The sequence below is a fragment of the Streptomyces sp. NPDC002032 genome, assembly GCF_042890765.1.
GTDB lineage: Bacteria > Actinomycetota > Actinomycetes > Streptomycetales > Streptomycetaceae > Streptomyces.
The window spans coordinates 16,274-31,002 of record NZ_JBIASM010000031.1 but is presented as its reverse complement, the minus strand read 5'-3'; the positions used below and the strand labels follow the sequence as shown (position 1 = coordinate 31,002).

Genomic DNA, 14,729 nt, shown 5'->3' with positions numbered 1-14,729 from the left:
GGAATCTCCGGAAACGAGCGGGGCGGGAGCGGTCAGTGCTCGGGGGAGACGAGGCCGAGCTGGCTCTGCTCCCACTCGGTCGGCTGGTAGGCGGCCTTGCTGGTCATCAGCAGCTGAAGGTGCGCACGGTCCCGGTCGTCCCAGGCGCGGTTGGGCTGGGCGGCGCGGAGCTCGTCGGCGGCGAGACCGATGGCGTAGGCGACACGACGCTTGAGCTTGGTGTCCTTCGAGGCGGCGACCTCCGTGACGTACTTGCTGGGCCGCCCGAAGTCCGGCCCCTTGCCGAGCTCACGGAGCCAGGAGTGGGCCAGCGCGGCGGCCGGCCGCCACTCGTCGGGGTTGAGCACGGCGTCGACGAGGCGGGTGTACATGTCCTCGGCGGAGGCGTAGCGCTCCTCGGTCAGCAAGATCTGGCAGGCGACCGCGCGCACCTTCGCCGCAGCGGCGGCCTCACTCACCTCGGTTTTGTTCGGGGGAGCGGCGTCGCCCTGGGCCTGCTTGGGGATCGGTGCCTTCTCGTCCGCAGCAGCCTTCTGCAGCTTCCGGGCCGGCTCCTCGTCCTGCTGCTCGGGGGCTGTGGAGTCGCGGCTTCGAGGGGACTCGCCGTCCGTCGAGCCGGAGCCGGTGTCGGGTACGGCGACGGAGGCCGTCGTGTTTCCCGCGGGAAACGCTGCCTGCTGTTTGAGCCTGTTCTTCGCCGCCTCGGCGCTCAGACCCTCGTTGCGCATCCAGCCGAAGGCTTGGATCTGCAGCTCGTGCGCGGCCGGGGAATCGTTGGCGGCCTCGCCGTCCTGGATGGTCGACAGGACGTAGGCGGCCTTGTGGGACAGGTCGCCCTCGTGCACCACGGTCTGGATCTCGGCGGGCAGATCCAGCAGGTTCAGGTACCGGGACACGGTGCCCTTGCTGCCGTACTTCGACCGCTCGGCGATCTGCTCGGTGGTGAGCCCGCGCTGGCGCAGCAGATCGAGCTGGAGGGCCTGTTCGACGGGGGAGAGCCCGACGCGGTCCTCGTTCTCGGAGATCAGGTTCTCTTCGACCGAGCGGGACCTGGCCCACTTGTTCCTCAGGATCACCAGCATCGGCTTGCCGGCCTGCTGCGCTGCGGCGTGCCGCCGGTGCCCGGGGCCCAGGATGTACCGGCGCTCCGGGTGCGCGACGAGGTCGGCCCACTGCGGGTACATGTCCAGGAACAGATCCATGTGCATCACCGCGCCCGGTGTGTGGACACCCTGCCGCGCGACGCTGGCGACCATCTCGTCCATGTCCCCGAGCGCCATGCGCCGGTTCATGGGGTTGGGGGAGATGGAGAGCGGATCGCACTCGAAGAGCTCCCCCTCCTCCGGGTCCAGCGCGTGAATCCCGGTCGCGATGCTCTTCTTCTCGGTGGACTCCGCCGCGGCCTTCTCACGCTCGGTGCTGAGCTTTCCGCTGCCCCGCTTCTTCAGGGGCCTGCGCGCCGGCGTGGTCATGGAGTCCTCCGAGTGGTGCAACGTCTGATGGTGGAACCCTAGCGGCCACGTCCCAGCCAGTGGACGACCCCGTACGAAGCGGCGCCTCCTCCCCGCGTCTTCGCCGAAGGCCCCGGCTAGGGTCGGCGCCGTGACCATTGCCCTGTTCGACCTGGACAACACCCTCATCGACCGCCAGGAAGCCGTCGCCAACTGGGCGCGCACCTTCGCCGCCGACCACGGCTTCGACCCTGCCACGGAGGCCCAACTCGCCGGAGCGCTTGGAGAACGCGCCTACCCCGCGACCTTCGCCCGTCTTTGGGACGAGCTCGGCCTCACCGAGTCGGCGGCTCAGCTCTGGACCGACTACGTCCAGGGCATCGCCGCCGCCGTGAAGGTCCGGCCCAACGCCATCGAGGGCATCGAGCAGCTGCGCGCCACCGGATGGAAAGTCGGGATCCTCACCAACGGAGCGGGCGACATCCAGCGGGCCAAACTCACGGCGGCCGGACTGGCCGACGTCGTCGATGCCATCGCGATCTCGGAGGAGATCGGCGCCCGCAAGCCCGACCCGACGGCCTTCCACACCGCCCTCGCACTTTGCGGAACCGACCGAGAAGCGACGGCTTGGATGGTCGGAGACAACCCGCAAGGCGACATCAACGGCGCCCACCAGGCCGGGCTGCGCACCATCTGGCTCCGGGGCCGCGCATGGCCGGAAGACCTGCCGGCCGCGGACCACAGCGTCGACAACGTCACCGCCGCCATCGAGATCCTGCTGACAGAAGGCAACCAGTGACCACGATCGGACTCCTCCACCCCGGGGCAATGGGCGCAGCCGTGGGTGGCCAGCTCGTCCGCGCCGGCCACCAGGTCTTGTGGTGCCCGGAAGGCCGTTCCAAGAAGACGAGGGAACGCGCGGAGGCCCACGGGCTCACGGCCACCGACCTGAAGACGTTCTTGTCCGATGCCGAGGTGGTGCTCAGCATCTGCCCACCGGCCGCCGCAGAGGACCTCGCCCACAGTGCCTCCGGCTACGACGGCATCTGGGTGGAGGCCAACGCCATTTCGCCGCAGCGGACCGCGCGCTGCGCCACCCTCCTCCCCGCGTCAACCGTGGTCGACGGCGGGATCGTCGGTTCCCCGCCCACCGGTGGGAAACACCCGACGCTCTACCTCTCCGGACCCATCAGCACGGACGCCGTCGCCAGCCTCTTCACCGCAACCGACGTCCGCACCCACATCCTCGGAGGCCGGCTCGGACAAGCCTCCGCGCTCAAGCTCTCCTACTCCAGCTACCAGAAGGCATCCCGCGTGCTGGCCGCCGTCTCCTACGGCCTCGCAGCCGACCACGGAGTCGACGACGAACTCCTCACGATCGCCGGAAAGCGGCCGGGGTCCTACCTCACCGAGGTCGACTACATCCCCAAGACCGCCGCCAGAGCCTGGCGCTGGGGTCCCGAACTCATCGAAGCCGCCGACATGCTGCGCGACGCCGGCCTCCCGGACGAGATGCTGCGCGCCGCGGCCGCCGCCCTGGCCCGCTGGGAGCAGGCGAAGGACGACGGCCGCATGGACATCGCGAAGGCGCTGGAGCAGCTGCGCCAGCTGCCGGGCTAGGAGCCGTTTCCCGCGGGAAACGCACCGCGCACGCGCTCGCTGATCAGCACGGCGGCATCGGCGGGAGGATGGTCGCCGGTCTGCACCGCCAGGTCCCAGATCTGCTGAGGGTGGGCATCAAGGTCGTCCTGGGTGGCCTGCCAGGCCGCGAGCCGGGCCTCGGTGTCAGAGTCACCGCGCCCAGCAGAACGGGCCGCAGTCTCCTCACGGGTGCACCACAGAAGGACGGTCGTCCACCGAGCCGGGTAGGCGTCGATAACAGCCTGGACGCCTTCGATCTGCCCCAGGTGCAGCACCGGGGTCTGCCCCGCCGAGACCATCTCGTCCAGGCCGGGCTGGTCGACGACGTACACGTTGCCGTACCGGCTGTTGGAGTAGATGACCTGGCCGTCCTTCTCCAGTGCCGCGAGGTCCTCGGTGCTACCCATCCGGTAGCCGTCGGTTTTGCCGCTGCCGACCTTGAGCCGCTGGAACTGAGCGAAGCCGGCGTCGAGCTCGACGAGCGCGCGCGTGATGGTGTCCTTCCCGGCGGCTGGCGGCCCGTACAGGATCACGGCGGGAGGCAGAGCGGTCATGAGTACATCCGTCCGATGGCGAGCTTGGCCTGGTCCGTGAGGCTCACCGCGGAGCCGAGGCGGTTGTCGACGACGAAGTGGTCCACCTTCGGAGCGAAGTCCACGTCGACGCCCTTGATGTAGTCGTCCCAGTTGCTCAGCTTCCAGGCGTCGCGGGCTGCGCTGCGGAACGTGATGTACTCGCGCATGCTTTCGTGATCGCACTTCACCCAGATCACGGCGACCTCGGCGCCCTGGGCCTTGCACCTGTTGATCAGCCGTTGCATCCAGGCCGGGTCGGAGAACTCGCGCAGGAACGGCGCATCGAGCACGGTGCTGATCCCGGCGCGGATGTTGTCGGCTGCGGTCTCCATCAGGCACTGGTACTCGGCATCCCGCGCCTTCTCCAAGTACAGCGGCGTGTGCCTGTCGTGAGGATCGCCGCCGTGGGCAACCAGGAGGGCCTCGACCAGTGGCCGGGTCAAGGAGTCCTTGTCGAGTCGCGGCCAGCCGGTCAGGTACGAGATGAACTCCGCGAGCTCGCTCTTCCCGCTTCCTGCGTAGCCGCCGACCAGCACGAGATGAGGGCGGTGCGGATCGCCGCCCGTGTGGCGCCGACGCCAAGCATCCAGGATCCGGTGCCGCAACCCGTGATGGTCGACCTCACCACCCGGAGCGATCTGCAGAAGCGCCGACTCCACGGCCTGGACGTGCGCGCCGGTCACGGAGTCGGTGTGCGGCGTGATCTTCGGAACCTGGGACTGTTCCTCGTGCGGCAGCTTGCTCCGGAACTGGAGCTCCCAGGGCGCCGCGTTGTACAGGAGGCAGTACGCCCGCTGGTAGTGCGGGTTCGGGTACGCCTTGCCCGCCTCGTGGTTGAAGACGGTCTGGAAGTTCGCCTGGATCGGAAGGCGGGCGATCTCCGCAATCTTCCGCAGCTCCTCTCCGGACCCCTCCAGCGTCAGGCCGTGGGCCTCGCGATGCTTCCGCAGAGTGCCCGGCACCCATCCCGGATGATCTTTTGCCACCACGTCACCCCCGCCGTTCGTATCCATAAACCGGAGGCTAGGTCCGCCTCACGAGAGTCCGGTATCAGCCGCGAGTTGAAGCGATCGTTGAAAAAGCCCCTGAGCTGCGCGGATGCACCCCTTCGACTTGAACGATAGTCCGCGAATCCGTCACATCGACGGGGAATCGGCGAGCAAGCCGAAGGCCCGGGTCACTGACCCGGGCCTTCGAAGGAAGCAGTCAGGGCTTGAGCCCCGGAAGGTGGCCGTTCGCGGCGCGGGCGGCCTGGGCCAGCTCGGGAATCTCCACGACGGTGATGCCGGCCGCAGTCAGCATCTCGACGCCCTGGCAGTCGTCGACAAAGTACGAGGGCTCGCGCCAGGCGACCACCACCCGCGACAGCCCCGAGCGCAGGATGTGCTGCGTGCACGACAGTGGCCGCGAACGGCGCTGGCTGCATGGCTCCAGTGAGGTGTAGATCGTCCCTCCGCGAAGCTGGGCGGAGCTGACCTTCGCGAGTGCAGCCTCTTCTGCGTGGACATGCAGGTCGCCGCCTTCGCGGGAGTACCCGCGGGCAACCTCTTCCCCCGACGCGTTGAGGACGATCGCACCGACGCTGAAAGCGCCCTCGGCGGGCGGGCAGGAGTGGGACAGCTCGATCGCCGTCTTCATCCACTCGTAGTCGGCGTCTGTCCAGGCGCGCTCGGTCACTGGCCGCTCTCCTGCTTGGGTAGGTAACGCAGCAGCGCCACGTCGCCGACAGCCCGGACTTCGGCGAGCGTCATCCGCCGGGTGGAGCCGCCCGGGTACGACGCCGGGTTGAGGAACGAGGGCGCGTCGCCCTGGCCGACGACGAGCGGAGCGATGGCGAGGTGAATCTCGTCGACCAGCCCGGCGGACAGGAAGGCAGTGTGGATGGAACCCCCACCCTCGACCATGAGCTGCTGAACGCCTCGTTCGCCCAGATCGTCCAGGAGCCGACCGAAGTCGACGTCCTCGCCGAGAGAGACCACATCCGCCAGACCAGCGAGCCGTTCGCGGAGCTTCTCCGCCCCCGCGTCGGTGGTGTAGGCGACCTTCGCTTCTCCGTGGTGCCAGAACTTCAAGTTCGAGTCGAGATCACCCGAGGCGCTGATCGTGACCTTGAGCGGGTACGCGGACTTGCCTGCCGCGACTCGGGCCGCGCGGCGCTCCTCACTGTTGACCAGCAGCCTGGGATTGTCGGCGCGCATCGTTCCCGCGCCGATCAGGATGGCGTCGGACTGGGCCCGTACTTCGTCGACGCGGTCGAAGTCCGCGGAGTTGGACAGCAGGAGCCGGTCAGCGCTGGTGTCGTCGATATGGCCGTCGACCGAGGTGGCGACGCTCAAGAGGACATAGGGGCGGGGCAACGGTTCTCCCTGGTAAGAGCGGTAATGGGGCAGAGGGTACGGGTCACGCTTCGTGGACGACACAGGCGTCGAGCGAGTCCCGGAACTCGCGGACCGACGGGACCGCGTGCCACCCCTGCAGTGCGCTGTCGAGATGAGCCAGCTCCGCCATGATCCGGGCGGATCCCGTCTCGCTCCCGATCGCCAGAGCCTCCAGCCCGACGGTGGCGGCCTGCTCGGCGTCCCTGGTGCCGGCCAGCGCCAGCGCCTCGCGGGAGAGGTACACCCCGCGGTCGCGGTGATACCCCGGAGGCAGCGCGGAAATCGCCGTACGGAACCCCTCGGCGGCCGCGCGATGGTCACCGAGCGCCGACTGGCTGCGAGCCTGCTGGACGCTGATGTAGGCGTCGTCCAGCCACACACCCCAGTTGGACGAGGGATCGGGATCCACAGCGTGGAGGAGCTCGCGTGCACGGTCGTACGCCCGCGACGACTCGGCTGCCTCTCCCTGGAGCGCATACCCGTGCGCGGCATACGTCGCCGCGACGGCCGCCAGCCGACTCCCCGGGCGGGCCACGCCTTGCGCTGCTTCCGCCACGTCGACCGCTTCGACCGGGTCCAGCATGTCGCCGGCCAGCTGGCTCTTCCTCGCCAGGATGTAGACGGTGAGGTCCGGATCTCCGGCCCCGTGGGACCACTGGAGTGCACGGTCCATCCAGTACTGCGCAGCGCGGTGATCTCCCGCGTCCTGGTGAAACCAGCCGCACAGCTCGGCGAACTGGGTCTGGACCTGGAGGAGCTGGCGACGGTCTGTCCCGCGCTGGCCCTCCCGGAGCGAGGTGATGGTGTGGATCTGCTCCTGAACCTTCGGGATGAGCTGGTGGGGACCGAAGAGGTTGTCGGAGTCGATCAGCACCCGGCGGATCGCCTGGAGGTGCTCAACCGGGTTGCGGTCCACCATCGGTGCCCGCGGGGCCGCTTGAGCCAGCGGAGCGCCCACGAGGCTCGTGGCAGCAGCAGCGCCCAGGCCGCCCAGAAATACCCTTCGATGTACGGACACGAAGATGATCCTTCCGTCAGAGGTACGGCAAGGGATGGAGATCCCCTCCTCCTCCGACGGTGCCTGTGTGCTGGCTTCCTCGGCCAGACCGGTCGGGCTGTTGGCCACATGGGCCCCCGCTTTGGCCACATGGCCACGAGACAGGACATCCAGTCCCACGCCGCTCTGGATTGCTTCGTGGAGGCGGACCAGGGTGCCGCGGGCCTCCAGGGCGTCGTCGTACGCGCGGACTAACGACGCCGAGGGGGCCTGTTCCCCGCGCTCGGCGCGCGCCATGTAGCTGTAGTCATACCTGATCCGCGCCTTCAACTTGGCCAGGGACAGTCGGCGCTCGTTCCGCCACGACCGCATTTCCGCGCCCAGGTAGTGCTGTGGGCTCGCGTGCGGTGTCAGTTCGTTCGGCCGCTGCCCCACGTCGTCCTCCCCGATGTGGCCCACGTGGCCAGCACCCAGCGGCCACATGCCGCACCTGCCATCCGGGCTTGCACTGCGGATACAAACGGATCACAGGCAGCGCTCAGCCTATCCACCACCGGTGACAGCCGGTAAGGGCTGAGCACGGGAGGAGGGCTGATGCAGCGCCAGCACGCGGTCTCTACACGTGATTTCAACGAGCAGTTCCCGGCGCGTGAAGACCGGGTTGAAACAGCCCCGATAGGCAGCGTGATACCTGCTGTCCGGCTTCCGCGCTTGAGTTGGCACATCGAAAACGCCAGCTCGGAGGGGACGCAGATGAACGCCACGATGAAGCTCGACACCGTCGCCGACCTCGCACTTCGCGTAGCCGCAGTCCGCGACTCGGTAGCACTGCCCGACATCGAGTCCACCATCGAGGAGCTGGGGGAGTGCCGGCGGTACGACGCCGGGCGCTGGTACCTCGGCACCGCTAGTTCCAGTCGCACCATCGCCCGGGACTTGGTCCGGACCGAGGAGGAGCGCGAGTTCTGCCAGGGCTGCCCGGTCCGCGACCGCTGCCTCTCGCTGGCCGTACTCACTGGAGACACGGACGACAGCATCCACGGCGGTCTGCTTCCCGTGCAGCAGCGCGAGGTGGAAGCGGCCCTGCACCAGCAGGGAAACGCGGTGCTGCTCCAACTCCCCTCCCGCGTCAAGGCTGTCAGCGAGCCTCGCGCAGCGTGAGGACTTAGCCTCAGCGCCTCAAAATGTAGCGTGGGATGTTGCGTCATCTATGTGTGTGCATGTAGCGTGAGGTCTAAGCGCTTCACTTAGCGAAAATGAAGCGGCCCTAGTGAAGTGCGTCCTGACCTGGAGGAGAACGAAATGACCGGATGGATCGGGGATTTCGCCGAGGCGAACCCCTGGCCCGTGGCGATCGGAGCCGTGGTGGTCGGCTTGGCGCTGCTCGCGCTGCTGGCTGTCGCGGCGAAGGCCGGGATCAAGGCGTTCAAGACCCGCCGCTACACGCAGGGCCGGATGACGGTCGCCCAGATCGTCGCCACGATCGGCGCCCTCGGGGCGACCGGCGTCGGCGCCAACACGGCCTGGCGGTTCGCTGGGGAGCACCTGCACATCACCCACGCAGGCGAGCGGGCTGCTCTCTTCCTCGTCGGCGAGGTGATGCTGTTCGGCCTGGCGCTGATGGCGAGGCAGAACCTGCACAACGCGGAGATGCGGCGTACGGGCCTGCCGGGCACGTTGGTCTGGGTCCTGTCCGCCTTCCTGGCGGTACCGGCGATCTCGGAGTCCGACTCGGCGGCCGGCGCGGCCTGGCGAATCGTCCTCGGCCCGATGGGCGCCGCGCTCCTGTGGCACCTGGCGATGGGCATCGAGCTGCGGCACTCCGGTGAGGAGAACGCCGAGAACAACGGCGTCGCCGCCCGGATCCTGCGCCGGTTCCAGCAGCAGCTCCTGGCCCGGCTGGGCATCGCTGAGCACGACAAGGACGCCGAGGAGCTCATCCAGGAGCGGGCGCGCAGCCGGGCCGCTGAACTGGCGGACAAGTACCGCAGCCTGAGCGACAAGCAGCTCAACGGATGGCGTGGTCGACGGCTGCGGAGCAAGCTGCGCGCGACGCTGCGTCGTGCCGATGTCGCAGGGAACCCGGAGCGCAAGAGGCTCCTCCTGGCGGACCTGGCGGTTTCCTCGCACGCCCCGGCTCTGGTGGAGCTGGTGCACCCGTCCCCGTGGGTCGAGGTTCCCGAGGTCACGGCCGCGCTGGCCGCTCCGGCTGCGGAGCTGACCAGCAGCGAGGAGCGGATGTTCGAGGTGTTCCGTACGTACCTCGCCCAGCACGGCTCGGCCGCGGCTCTCCAGCTGGAGGCGGGCAACCCCCTCCCCGCGTCGAAGGACGGCGTGGACGAGGCGCTGGAGCAGCTGCTCGAGGAGGCAGGCAAGAGCGAGGACGGTCCGGACGACGATGACGACCCGAAGGGTCCCGGCGATGCGCCGAGCCCGGAGGCGAGCGACGGCGACGCGGTCCTGAACGCCACGGTGTGGGCGCAGGAGTCGCCGGAGGAGCAGGTGCAGGAGCGGGAGCCGGTCCTGAGCCGCGAGGAGATGGAGCGGGCTGCGCACACTGCGAAGTTGCAGGAGCCGGAGCTGTCGAAGAACAGCGACGCGATCCGCTACGCGATCTCGGTGACGGGTTCGACAGTGGCCGGGCAGCTCGTTCGGTGGCTGGCCCTGCACGGCCGGGAGGGCGTGAACGACGGGCAGGCGTACCGGGTTGCGAAGAAGCAGGTGGAGGAGAGGCGGAGCAACATCCGTCAGCTCCGCCCTACCTCCGGGGACTGACGTGGCAGCCGGGATGCAGCGGGTTCGGCAGGCGGGCTCGACCGCGTGTCCGGTCTCCGTGATGGTCTCGGCCGTACAGCAGAGCTACGGCAGGACCCCAAGACAGCACGAGAGCAGCGAAATACCTGATCAGAACCGCAGTGAGTTGGTTGATCCGGTCGGCGGGCGTGACGCCTGGCAGCAATCCCCGCCGACCGGTACGGCCCACCAGATGGATGGAGATGACCGTGGACGACATTGTCGCAGCGGCCCGGCAGGGCCAGGACCAGAGCGGCAGTACCGGCCGGAACGACGAGAACAGCAAGAGCAGTGAGAGCAGCCCCTTCGAGCAGGGTCACGCCCTGCCCGGCGGGGTGACGAACGGCGGGAAGAGCAGCGCGCTCGCCCAGGTTCTGGCGCAAATGCAGGGCCGTGAGCAGGGCGTGCAGGGCTCCGTGCAGGTCGTGTTCGACCTGAAGGTGTTCGTGGAGCAGCCGGAGCAGGTGCAGCAGACGCTGATGGGGCTGCTCCTGACCGGCTCCGCCGCCGAGATCAGCCTCCGTGACGACGTTGCGGCGGGTGAGTGAGGATGCCGGTCTGGATCCTCCTCGTCGGCGCCCTGGTGCTCGTGGCCCTCGTGAAGGGTGGGGCCGGCCGGAGCGAGCGGCGCCTGGCGAAGGCCATAGCGCACCAGCAGATGCCGATGCAGGCAGCGGACGCCCCGGCCTGGATGCCCGGAGCCTGGGCGAAGGGCCACAAGCGGCACTGGCTGAGCCTGGTCCCGCGTTGGGCCAAGGTGCTCCTCCTGGCCGTCCTGGCGGCTGCGGTGGGTGGCATCTGGTGGCTGTGGGCCAACTACCAGGGCCTGTTCACCCTTGCGGTGGCGGTCATCCTCGTGATGGCGGTGTGGCTGTGGAGGCGCGGTCGGCTCGCTCGGCGCCACCGCGAGATGGTCGTGAAGCCGTTCTTCGCGGCGGCCCGCAAGATCCTGAACGACATCCCGGACGGCGCGACGTACAAGGACTGGGTGTCGATCCCGCAGCACCTGATGGGCGGGGAGGATCTCGTTCGCCGCACGCTCCGGGACCGGCTGCCGGCCTCGCTGGTGGAGCGCATCGACGCGTCAGCGACGGTGGCCCGGCTCTCCCTGGCCTGGGTGAAGCTGCTCCGCAGGCCCGTTGCCTGGCTCGACTGGTTCCGGGCGCTGAAGCTGGTGGCCTGGTGGCTGGAGCGCCGGGCCGCGGCTGAGGCCGACGCGGCTCTGTCGGTCAAGATTCCGCCGGAGGCCGAGCTGGGCGATGGAGAGCAGGCACGGCTGAAGAACCTGGTCAGCCGCAGGATTCCGGGGGAGTGGGACGCGTCCTGGGACCACCAGAACTTCGTGGTGACGTTCAAGCACCCGCCGCGCCCGCCGGCCAAGGTCCTGTTCAGCGAGGTCCAGGACATCATCGACGGGCTGAATGACTCGCAGGTCCTGCTGGGCCTGGGCACCCGCAACGAGAAGATCGTTCTGGACTTCGAGGACGAGACCCCGCACGTGGGTCTGTCGGTCGGTACGGGTGGCGGCAAGTCGTCCACTCTGCGGAACATCATCGTTCAGCAGATCCGCAAGGGGGCCGAGAAATTCATCATCATCGACCCGAAGCTGATTTCCCTGGACTGCCTCGACGGAATTCCCGAGGTCGAGATCTACACCGAAATTGCGGAGCAGTGGGCGGCCATCGCGGGATTCGCGCTGGAAATGGAGCGCCGCTACCAGATCAAGAAGGCCGACAAGTCCGTGACTTTCCCCCGCTGGTTCCTCGTCATGGAGGAGCAGAACGACTTTGCGGAGGAGTCCTACCAGACCTGGATGGACGTCAAGGAGAAGAAGGACCCTGCGCGTCCGCCGGTGTTCAGCCAGCTCGCCAAGAGCCTTTTCAAGGGCCGTCAGGCGAACATGAACATTATCTCCGTCTACCAGCGTCTTACCGCCCGTGCCGCAGGCGGTACGGAACTGCGTGACCAGTACGGCGCAAAGATTCTCGCCCGTTTCTCCCCGCAGGCGTGGAATTCTCTGGTCGCGACGACGCCGAGGCCGAAGAGCTCGCGCCACAACGGGCGGGCGATCGTGGTCATCGGCGGGTCCGAGCGGGTCTGCCAGCTGGTGTTCGTCGACGAGGACGAGGCCAGGGCGTACGCGCTCAACGGCCGCAGCCCGGTTGCTCCGCCGGCCTACGTGCCGATCGCTCAGCGTGAGGCGGAGGCTCTTCCGGAGCCTGTGTCCATGGTGGGGGCAGGAGTGTCCACTCCTAGCGATCACCTGGGAAGTGTCCATGGACTGTCCATGGACAAAACCGACAGTAACGGTGCAAACAGCTCCAGCACTGAGAGTGATGTCCATGGCGGTTCGGACGGGGTCGTGATCCCCCTTGTCCAGCCCCGGGAGGAGCCGGAGCCGATCGTCGGCAACGACGCGGCCGCCGCCTTCCTGGAGATGGAGAAGGACGCCTTCGTCAAGGCCCGCAGCCGCTACAAGAAGCGCGAGGGCGACGACATCCCGGGCACTTTCCAGGTCGGGAATTACCCCGCCTGGTGGCCCAAGGACCTCAAGCGGTGGCAGGCAAACCTCCCCCGCACGGGCGTCAAGGAAGTCGCCAGCAAGTAGCCGAATAGCGTGTGGCGGCCCGGATATCACCGGGCCGGGCCGCCACCGCCGATATCAAACCCCCTTTGCTTAACGCTCCTTGGATACCCCTGTCTCAAAATCCCCCGAGAAACGGTGAATTCAAATGGCCAGCATTTCCATCATCCTTCTCCTCATCGCAGCCTGCGCAGCCCTCATCAAGATGGGCTCCATGAAGGTCTGGCACGTGATCATCGCCGGAATCCTCGGCTTCTACATCCGGGATTCCTCGATAGGGCCGCAGATCGGCGAATGGCTCGCCGCGTTCTTCAACTGGCTCGGAACTCTCAAGGTCTGAACCGGCCGCCGTCGCTGGTTCCCGGCGCGTAGTTCCGCACCGGGCTCCGGCGTCCACGACCGGACCGCAGCCCCGTCTCGACCGCATGAGAAAGGAGCGCCACCGATGTTGAACTTCACCTCCCTCCCGCGCCCGGCCCGGACCGCGTTCATCGCCCTGATCGGCATCCCGGTCTTCGCCATCACGGTCCTGGACCCCGACCAGCTCGACGGCCCCAAGCCCCTCGGCCAGGTCATGACCCGCGACGGCGGCCGGCTCACCGTCCGCACCGCCGACGGCCAGGTCCACGAGATCACCGAGCACCCGGCCGCGGTCCGGCTGTGCGACTCCGGCCGGACCTTCCCCGCCTGCACCCGCTGACCCCGGCGCCCGGCAACCCGCTGGTCGTCCAACCCACCGCGAAGGAGCCCGAGATGCGCATCACCGACAAGGACGCGATCAACCACACCGAGGCCGCCCGGATCGCCGGGACCGTCCTGGTCGCCGCGCTCCGCGGCGGCAACCTCAGCGGCCGCCAGAAGCGAAAGATCGACCGGATCATCGCGGGCGCCGAGGAGCGCGAGGCCGCCCTCGCTAAGGAGAAGGCCAAGAAGGCGAAGAAGTAGCCCCCGGCCCGGCACACCCCCACCCCGATAACGCACCACCTCCATCTCCGACCCACCCACGGGAGCGAAACCCAGATGAGCACCGACCACACCGACTCCACCGGCCGCCAGAACGAGATCCCGGCGCCGTTCCTCTTCCTCAAGACCACCGCCGAGGTCGCCCCGGCCGAGCCGGGCATCGCCACCGGCTCGTTCGCCCAGAGCCTGCGAACGGCCCTGCGCCGCTGGTACGGCGTTGCCCGCCCGGTCGTCGGGGAGTGGCTGGAGGAGCGCGCGGACGACCTGCGCAACGCGTTGCGCGACGGCTGGGGCGAGACGACGACGTGGATCAAGGCCACGGTCGGCGCGACCGTCCTGCTGGCCGTGGCGGCCGTGGCCGTGATGAGCCTGGCCCTGATTGCCGAGTCCGCCGTCGACGGCGTGAACGCGGTTGCGGGGGTCCAGGTGCCCGCCGGTTCGGGCGGTCGGACGGGCCTGTTGGCCTCCATCACCAGCCCGGTCTGGACGTACCTGCAGAGCCACACCGCGGGCCTCGCCGTCACCGCGCCGACCGCGTACGGCGCCTGGATCCTCACGGTCGGCGGTACCGGTCTTCTGTCCTTCGTCACCAAGGCGTTCGGCGCCCGCCTCGCCTGGGGCGCCACGGGCGCGGCCACCGCCTGGATGGTCTGGCACGGCGCCTCCGCCGACGGCCGCGAGGTCGCCCTCGGCATCACCGTCATCGCCTTCGCGGTGCTGTCCGTCCCGGCCCTGCGCGCCTTTCGCCTCCGCGGCTTCTGACCCCAGCCCCTTCCCCGCGTCCATGCCTGAACGAAGGAGAACCCCGTGAACACCCCGACGCAGCCGGCCGAGCAGAGCGCGCTGGAGCAGCTGCTCACCGCGTACGCCGAGTTCCACAGCCCCGAGGCCGTCCGCCGCATCGCCGACCTGAACGAGCGGGCCGGGGCGATGGAGGCCGTCGGCCGCTGGGTCACCGACCTCCCGCAGTCGCTGGCCGCCGCTCTGTCCAACCCGGACGCGTGGACGGCGTTCCCCTCGCTCCGCCTGGGCGTCTACTACGTCCCGGCCGCCGCGGTCGTCCATCTCGGTCATGGGGTGTGGCTCCACCACACCTGGTGGCCGACCGAGCCCGGGTTTAGCGGTGACTCGGAGGCGACGCTGCTGGCCCCGTGCGCCTGCGGCAAGGGCTACCAGTCCTTCGAGGTCACCACGCAGGAGGACTTGGTCGGCACGCTCGCCGCCCTCTCCGGGGCCGCGCTCCTCGCCGGAGACATCGAGGGTCGGCCCGACTGCGACGACGACGGATCCTGCCGCAGCACCTCCCTGAACTGACCCGGCATGTTCCCGGCGGGCCCGCCCGCCACC

Annotated in this window: 17 protein-coding genes; 11 read left to right on the top strand and 6 right to left on the bottom strand. The window is 68.7% G+C overall.

The features are described from left to right. Positions 1 to 32: 32 nt before the first annotated feature. The gene (locus ACFYYT_RS35430) at positions 33 to 1,472 is read right to left on the bottom strand and encodes a ParB/RepB/Spo0J family partition protein (protein WP_351824259.1); all 1,440 of its coding nucleotides are present in this window, start codon (positions 1,470 to 1,472) and stop codon (positions 33 to 35) included. A gap of 130 nt (positions 1,473 to 1,602) precedes the next feature. On the opposite strand from ACFYYT_RS35430, the gene ACFYYT_RS35425 reads away from it, so the two are divergent. Together ACFYYT_RS35425 and ACFYYT_RS35420 are read left to right on the top strand one after the other, a co-directional pair. Continuing rightward, positions 1,603 to 2,250, top strand: a complete 648-nt coding sequence (locus ACFYYT_RS35425) for an HAD family hydrolase (RefSeq protein ID WP_351824256.1) — start codon at positions 1,603 to 1,605, stop codon at positions 2,248 to 2,250. After that, entirely contained in the window at positions 2,247 to 3,071 is an 825-nt protein-coding gene (locus ACFYYT_RS35420) for a DUF1932 domain-containing protein (RefSeq protein ID WP_351824253.1), read from the top strand. The genes ACFYYT_RS35425 and ACFYYT_RS35420 overlap by 4 nt, the downstream gene beginning before the upstream one ends. Here ACFYYT_RS35420 and ACFYYT_RS35415 read toward each other — a convergent pair. From ACFYYT_RS35415 to ACFYYT_RS35395, 5 genes are all read right to left on the bottom strand, one after another. Further along, entirely contained in the window at positions 3,068 to 3,646 is a 579-nt protein-coding gene (locus ACFYYT_RS35415; protein WP_351824250.1) for a guanylate kinase, read from the bottom strand. The genes ACFYYT_RS35420 and ACFYYT_RS35415 overlap by 4 nt on opposite strands. Further along, positions 3,643 to 4,680: an AAA family ATPase gene (locus ACFYYT_RS35410; protein WP_351824247.1), complete on the bottom strand. Its 1,038-nt coding sequence runs from the start codon at positions 4,678 to 4,680 to the stop codon at positions 3,643 to 3,645. The genes ACFYYT_RS35415 and ACFYYT_RS35410 overlap by 4 nt, the downstream gene beginning before the upstream one ends. Before the next feature lie 193 nt (positions 4,681 to 4,873). After that, on the bottom strand, positions 4,874 to 5,344 hold the full coding sequence (locus ACFYYT_RS35405) for a dCMP deaminase (RefSeq protein ID WP_351824245.1): 471 nt from the start codon (positions 5,342 to 5,344) through the stop codon (positions 4,874 to 4,876). Beyond that, the gene (locus ACFYYT_RS35400) at positions 5,341 to 6,003 is read right to left on the bottom strand and encodes a dihydrofolate reductase family protein (RefSeq protein ID WP_351824242.1); all 663 of its coding nucleotides are present in this window, start codon (positions 6,001 to 6,003) and stop codon (positions 5,341 to 5,343) included. The genes ACFYYT_RS35405 and ACFYYT_RS35400 overlap by 4 nt, the downstream gene beginning before the upstream one ends. A 64-nt stretch (positions 6,004 to 6,067) precedes the next feature. Then, positions 6,068 to 7,501 (bottom strand): helix-turn-helix transcriptional regulator, encoded by a 1,434-nt coding sequence (locus tag ACFYYT_RS35395; protein WP_351824239.1) that lies wholly within the window; start codon positions 7,499 to 7,501, stop codon positions 6,068 to 6,070. 294 nt (positions 7,502 to 7,795) lie between these two features. Between ACFYYT_RS35395 and ACFYYT_RS35390 the strand changes: the two genes are divergently transcribed. The 9 genes from ACFYYT_RS35390 to ACFYYT_RS35350 all read left to right on the top strand — a co-directional run bounded on the left by ACFYYT_RS35390 (position 7,796) and on the right by ACFYYT_RS35350 (position 14,696). Then, positions 7,796 to 8,203 carry a WhiB family transcriptional regulator gene (locus ACFYYT_RS35390; protein WP_351824237.1) on the top strand — a complete coding sequence of 136 codons (408 nt, stop codon included), beginning with the start codon at positions 7,796 to 7,798 and terminating at the stop codon, positions 8,201 to 8,203. A gap of 141 nt (positions 8,204 to 8,344) precedes the next feature. Next, positions 8,345 to 9,817: a hypothetical protein gene (locus ACFYYT_RS35385; protein ID WP_351824234.1), complete on the top strand. Its 1,473-nt coding sequence runs from the start codon at positions 8,345 to 8,347 to the stop codon at positions 9,815 to 9,817. Positions 9,818 to 10,044: 227 nt separating this feature from the next. Continuing rightward, positions 10,045 to 10,383 carry a hypothetical protein gene (locus ACFYYT_RS35380; RefSeq protein ID WP_351824231.1) on the top strand — a complete coding sequence of 113 codons (339 nt, stop codon included), beginning with the start codon at positions 10,045 to 10,047 and terminating at the stop codon, positions 10,381 to 10,383. 2 nt (positions 10,384 to 10,385) lie between these two features. Then, positions 10,386 to 12,443 (top strand): FtsK/SpoIIIE domain-containing protein, encoded by a 2,058-nt coding sequence (locus ACFYYT_RS35375; RefSeq protein WP_351824228.1) that lies wholly within the window; start codon positions 10,386 to 10,388, stop codon positions 12,441 to 12,443. A 124-nt stretch (positions 12,444 to 12,567) separates the two neighbouring features. Beyond that, the gene (locus ACFYYT_RS35370; protein WP_136216825.1) at positions 12,568 to 12,759 is read left to right on the top strand and encodes a hypothetical protein; all 192 of its coding nucleotides are present in this window, start codon (positions 12,568 to 12,570) and stop codon (positions 12,757 to 12,759) included. A 105-nt stretch (positions 12,760 to 12,864) separates the two neighbouring features. After that, complete coding sequence (locus ACFYYT_RS35365) at positions 12,865 to 13,119, top strand: hypothetical protein (protein WP_351824222.1); 255 nt, start codon at positions 12,865 to 12,867, stop codon at positions 13,117 to 13,119. 53 nt (positions 13,120 to 13,172) lie between these two features. Beyond that, entirely contained in the window at positions 13,173 to 13,364 is a 192-nt protein-coding gene (locus ACFYYT_RS35360; protein ID WP_351824219.1) for a hypothetical protein, read from the top strand. A gap of 75 nt (positions 13,365 to 13,439) precedes the next feature. Beyond that, positions 13,440 to 14,144, top strand: a complete 705-nt coding sequence (locus ACFYYT_RS35355) for a hypothetical protein (RefSeq protein WP_351824216.1) — start codon at positions 13,440 to 13,442, stop codon at positions 14,142 to 14,144. Positions 14,145 to 14,189: 45 nt separating this feature from the next. Further along, on the top strand, positions 14,190 to 14,696 hold the full coding sequence (locus ACFYYT_RS35350) for a hypothetical protein (RefSeq protein ID WP_351824213.1): 507 nt from the start codon (positions 14,190 to 14,192) through the stop codon (positions 14,694 to 14,696). The last annotated feature ends 33 nt before the right edge of the window (positions 14,697 to 14,729 follow it).

Coding starts and splice junctions, on each gene's coding strand:
- ACFYYT_RS35430 (WP_351824259.1), bottom strand. CDS start 1,472: ATGACCACGCCGGCGCGCAGGCCCCTGAAGAAGCGGGGCAGCGGAAAG.
- ACFYYT_RS35410 (WP_351824247.1), bottom strand. CDS start 4,680: ATGGATACGAACGGCGGGGGTGACGTGGTGGCAAAAGATCATCCGGGA.
- ACFYYT_RS35385 (WP_351824234.1), top strand. CDS start 8,345: ATGACCGGATGGATCGGGGATTTCGCCGAGGCGAACCCCTGGCCCGTG.
- ACFYYT_RS35365 (WP_351824222.1), top strand. CDS start 12,865: ATGTTGAACTTCACCTCCCTCCCGCGCCCGGCCCGGACCGCGTTCATC.
- ACFYYT_RS35355 (WP_351824216.1), top strand. CDS start 13,440: ATGAGCACCGACCACACCGACTCCACCGGCCGCCAGAACGAGATCCCG.
- ACFYYT_RS35390 (WP_351824237.1), top strand. CDS start 7,796: ATGAACGCCACGATGAAGCTCGACACCGTCGCCGACCTCGCACTTCGC.
- ACFYYT_RS35370 (WP_136216825.1), top strand. CDS start 12,568: ATGGCCAGCATTTCCATCATCCTTCTCCTCATCGCAGCCTGCGCAGCC.
- ACFYYT_RS35375 (WP_351824228.1), top strand. CDS start 10,386: ATGCCGGTCTGGATCCTCCTCGTCGGCGCCCTGGTGCTCGTGGCCCTC.
- ACFYYT_RS35415 (WP_351824250.1), bottom strand. CDS start 3,646: ATGACCGCTCTGCCTCCCGCCGTGATCCTGTACGGGCCGCCAGCCGCC.
- ACFYYT_RS35360 (WP_351824219.1), top strand. CDS start 13,173: ATGCGCATCACCGACAAGGACGCGATCAACCACACCGAGGCCGCCCGG.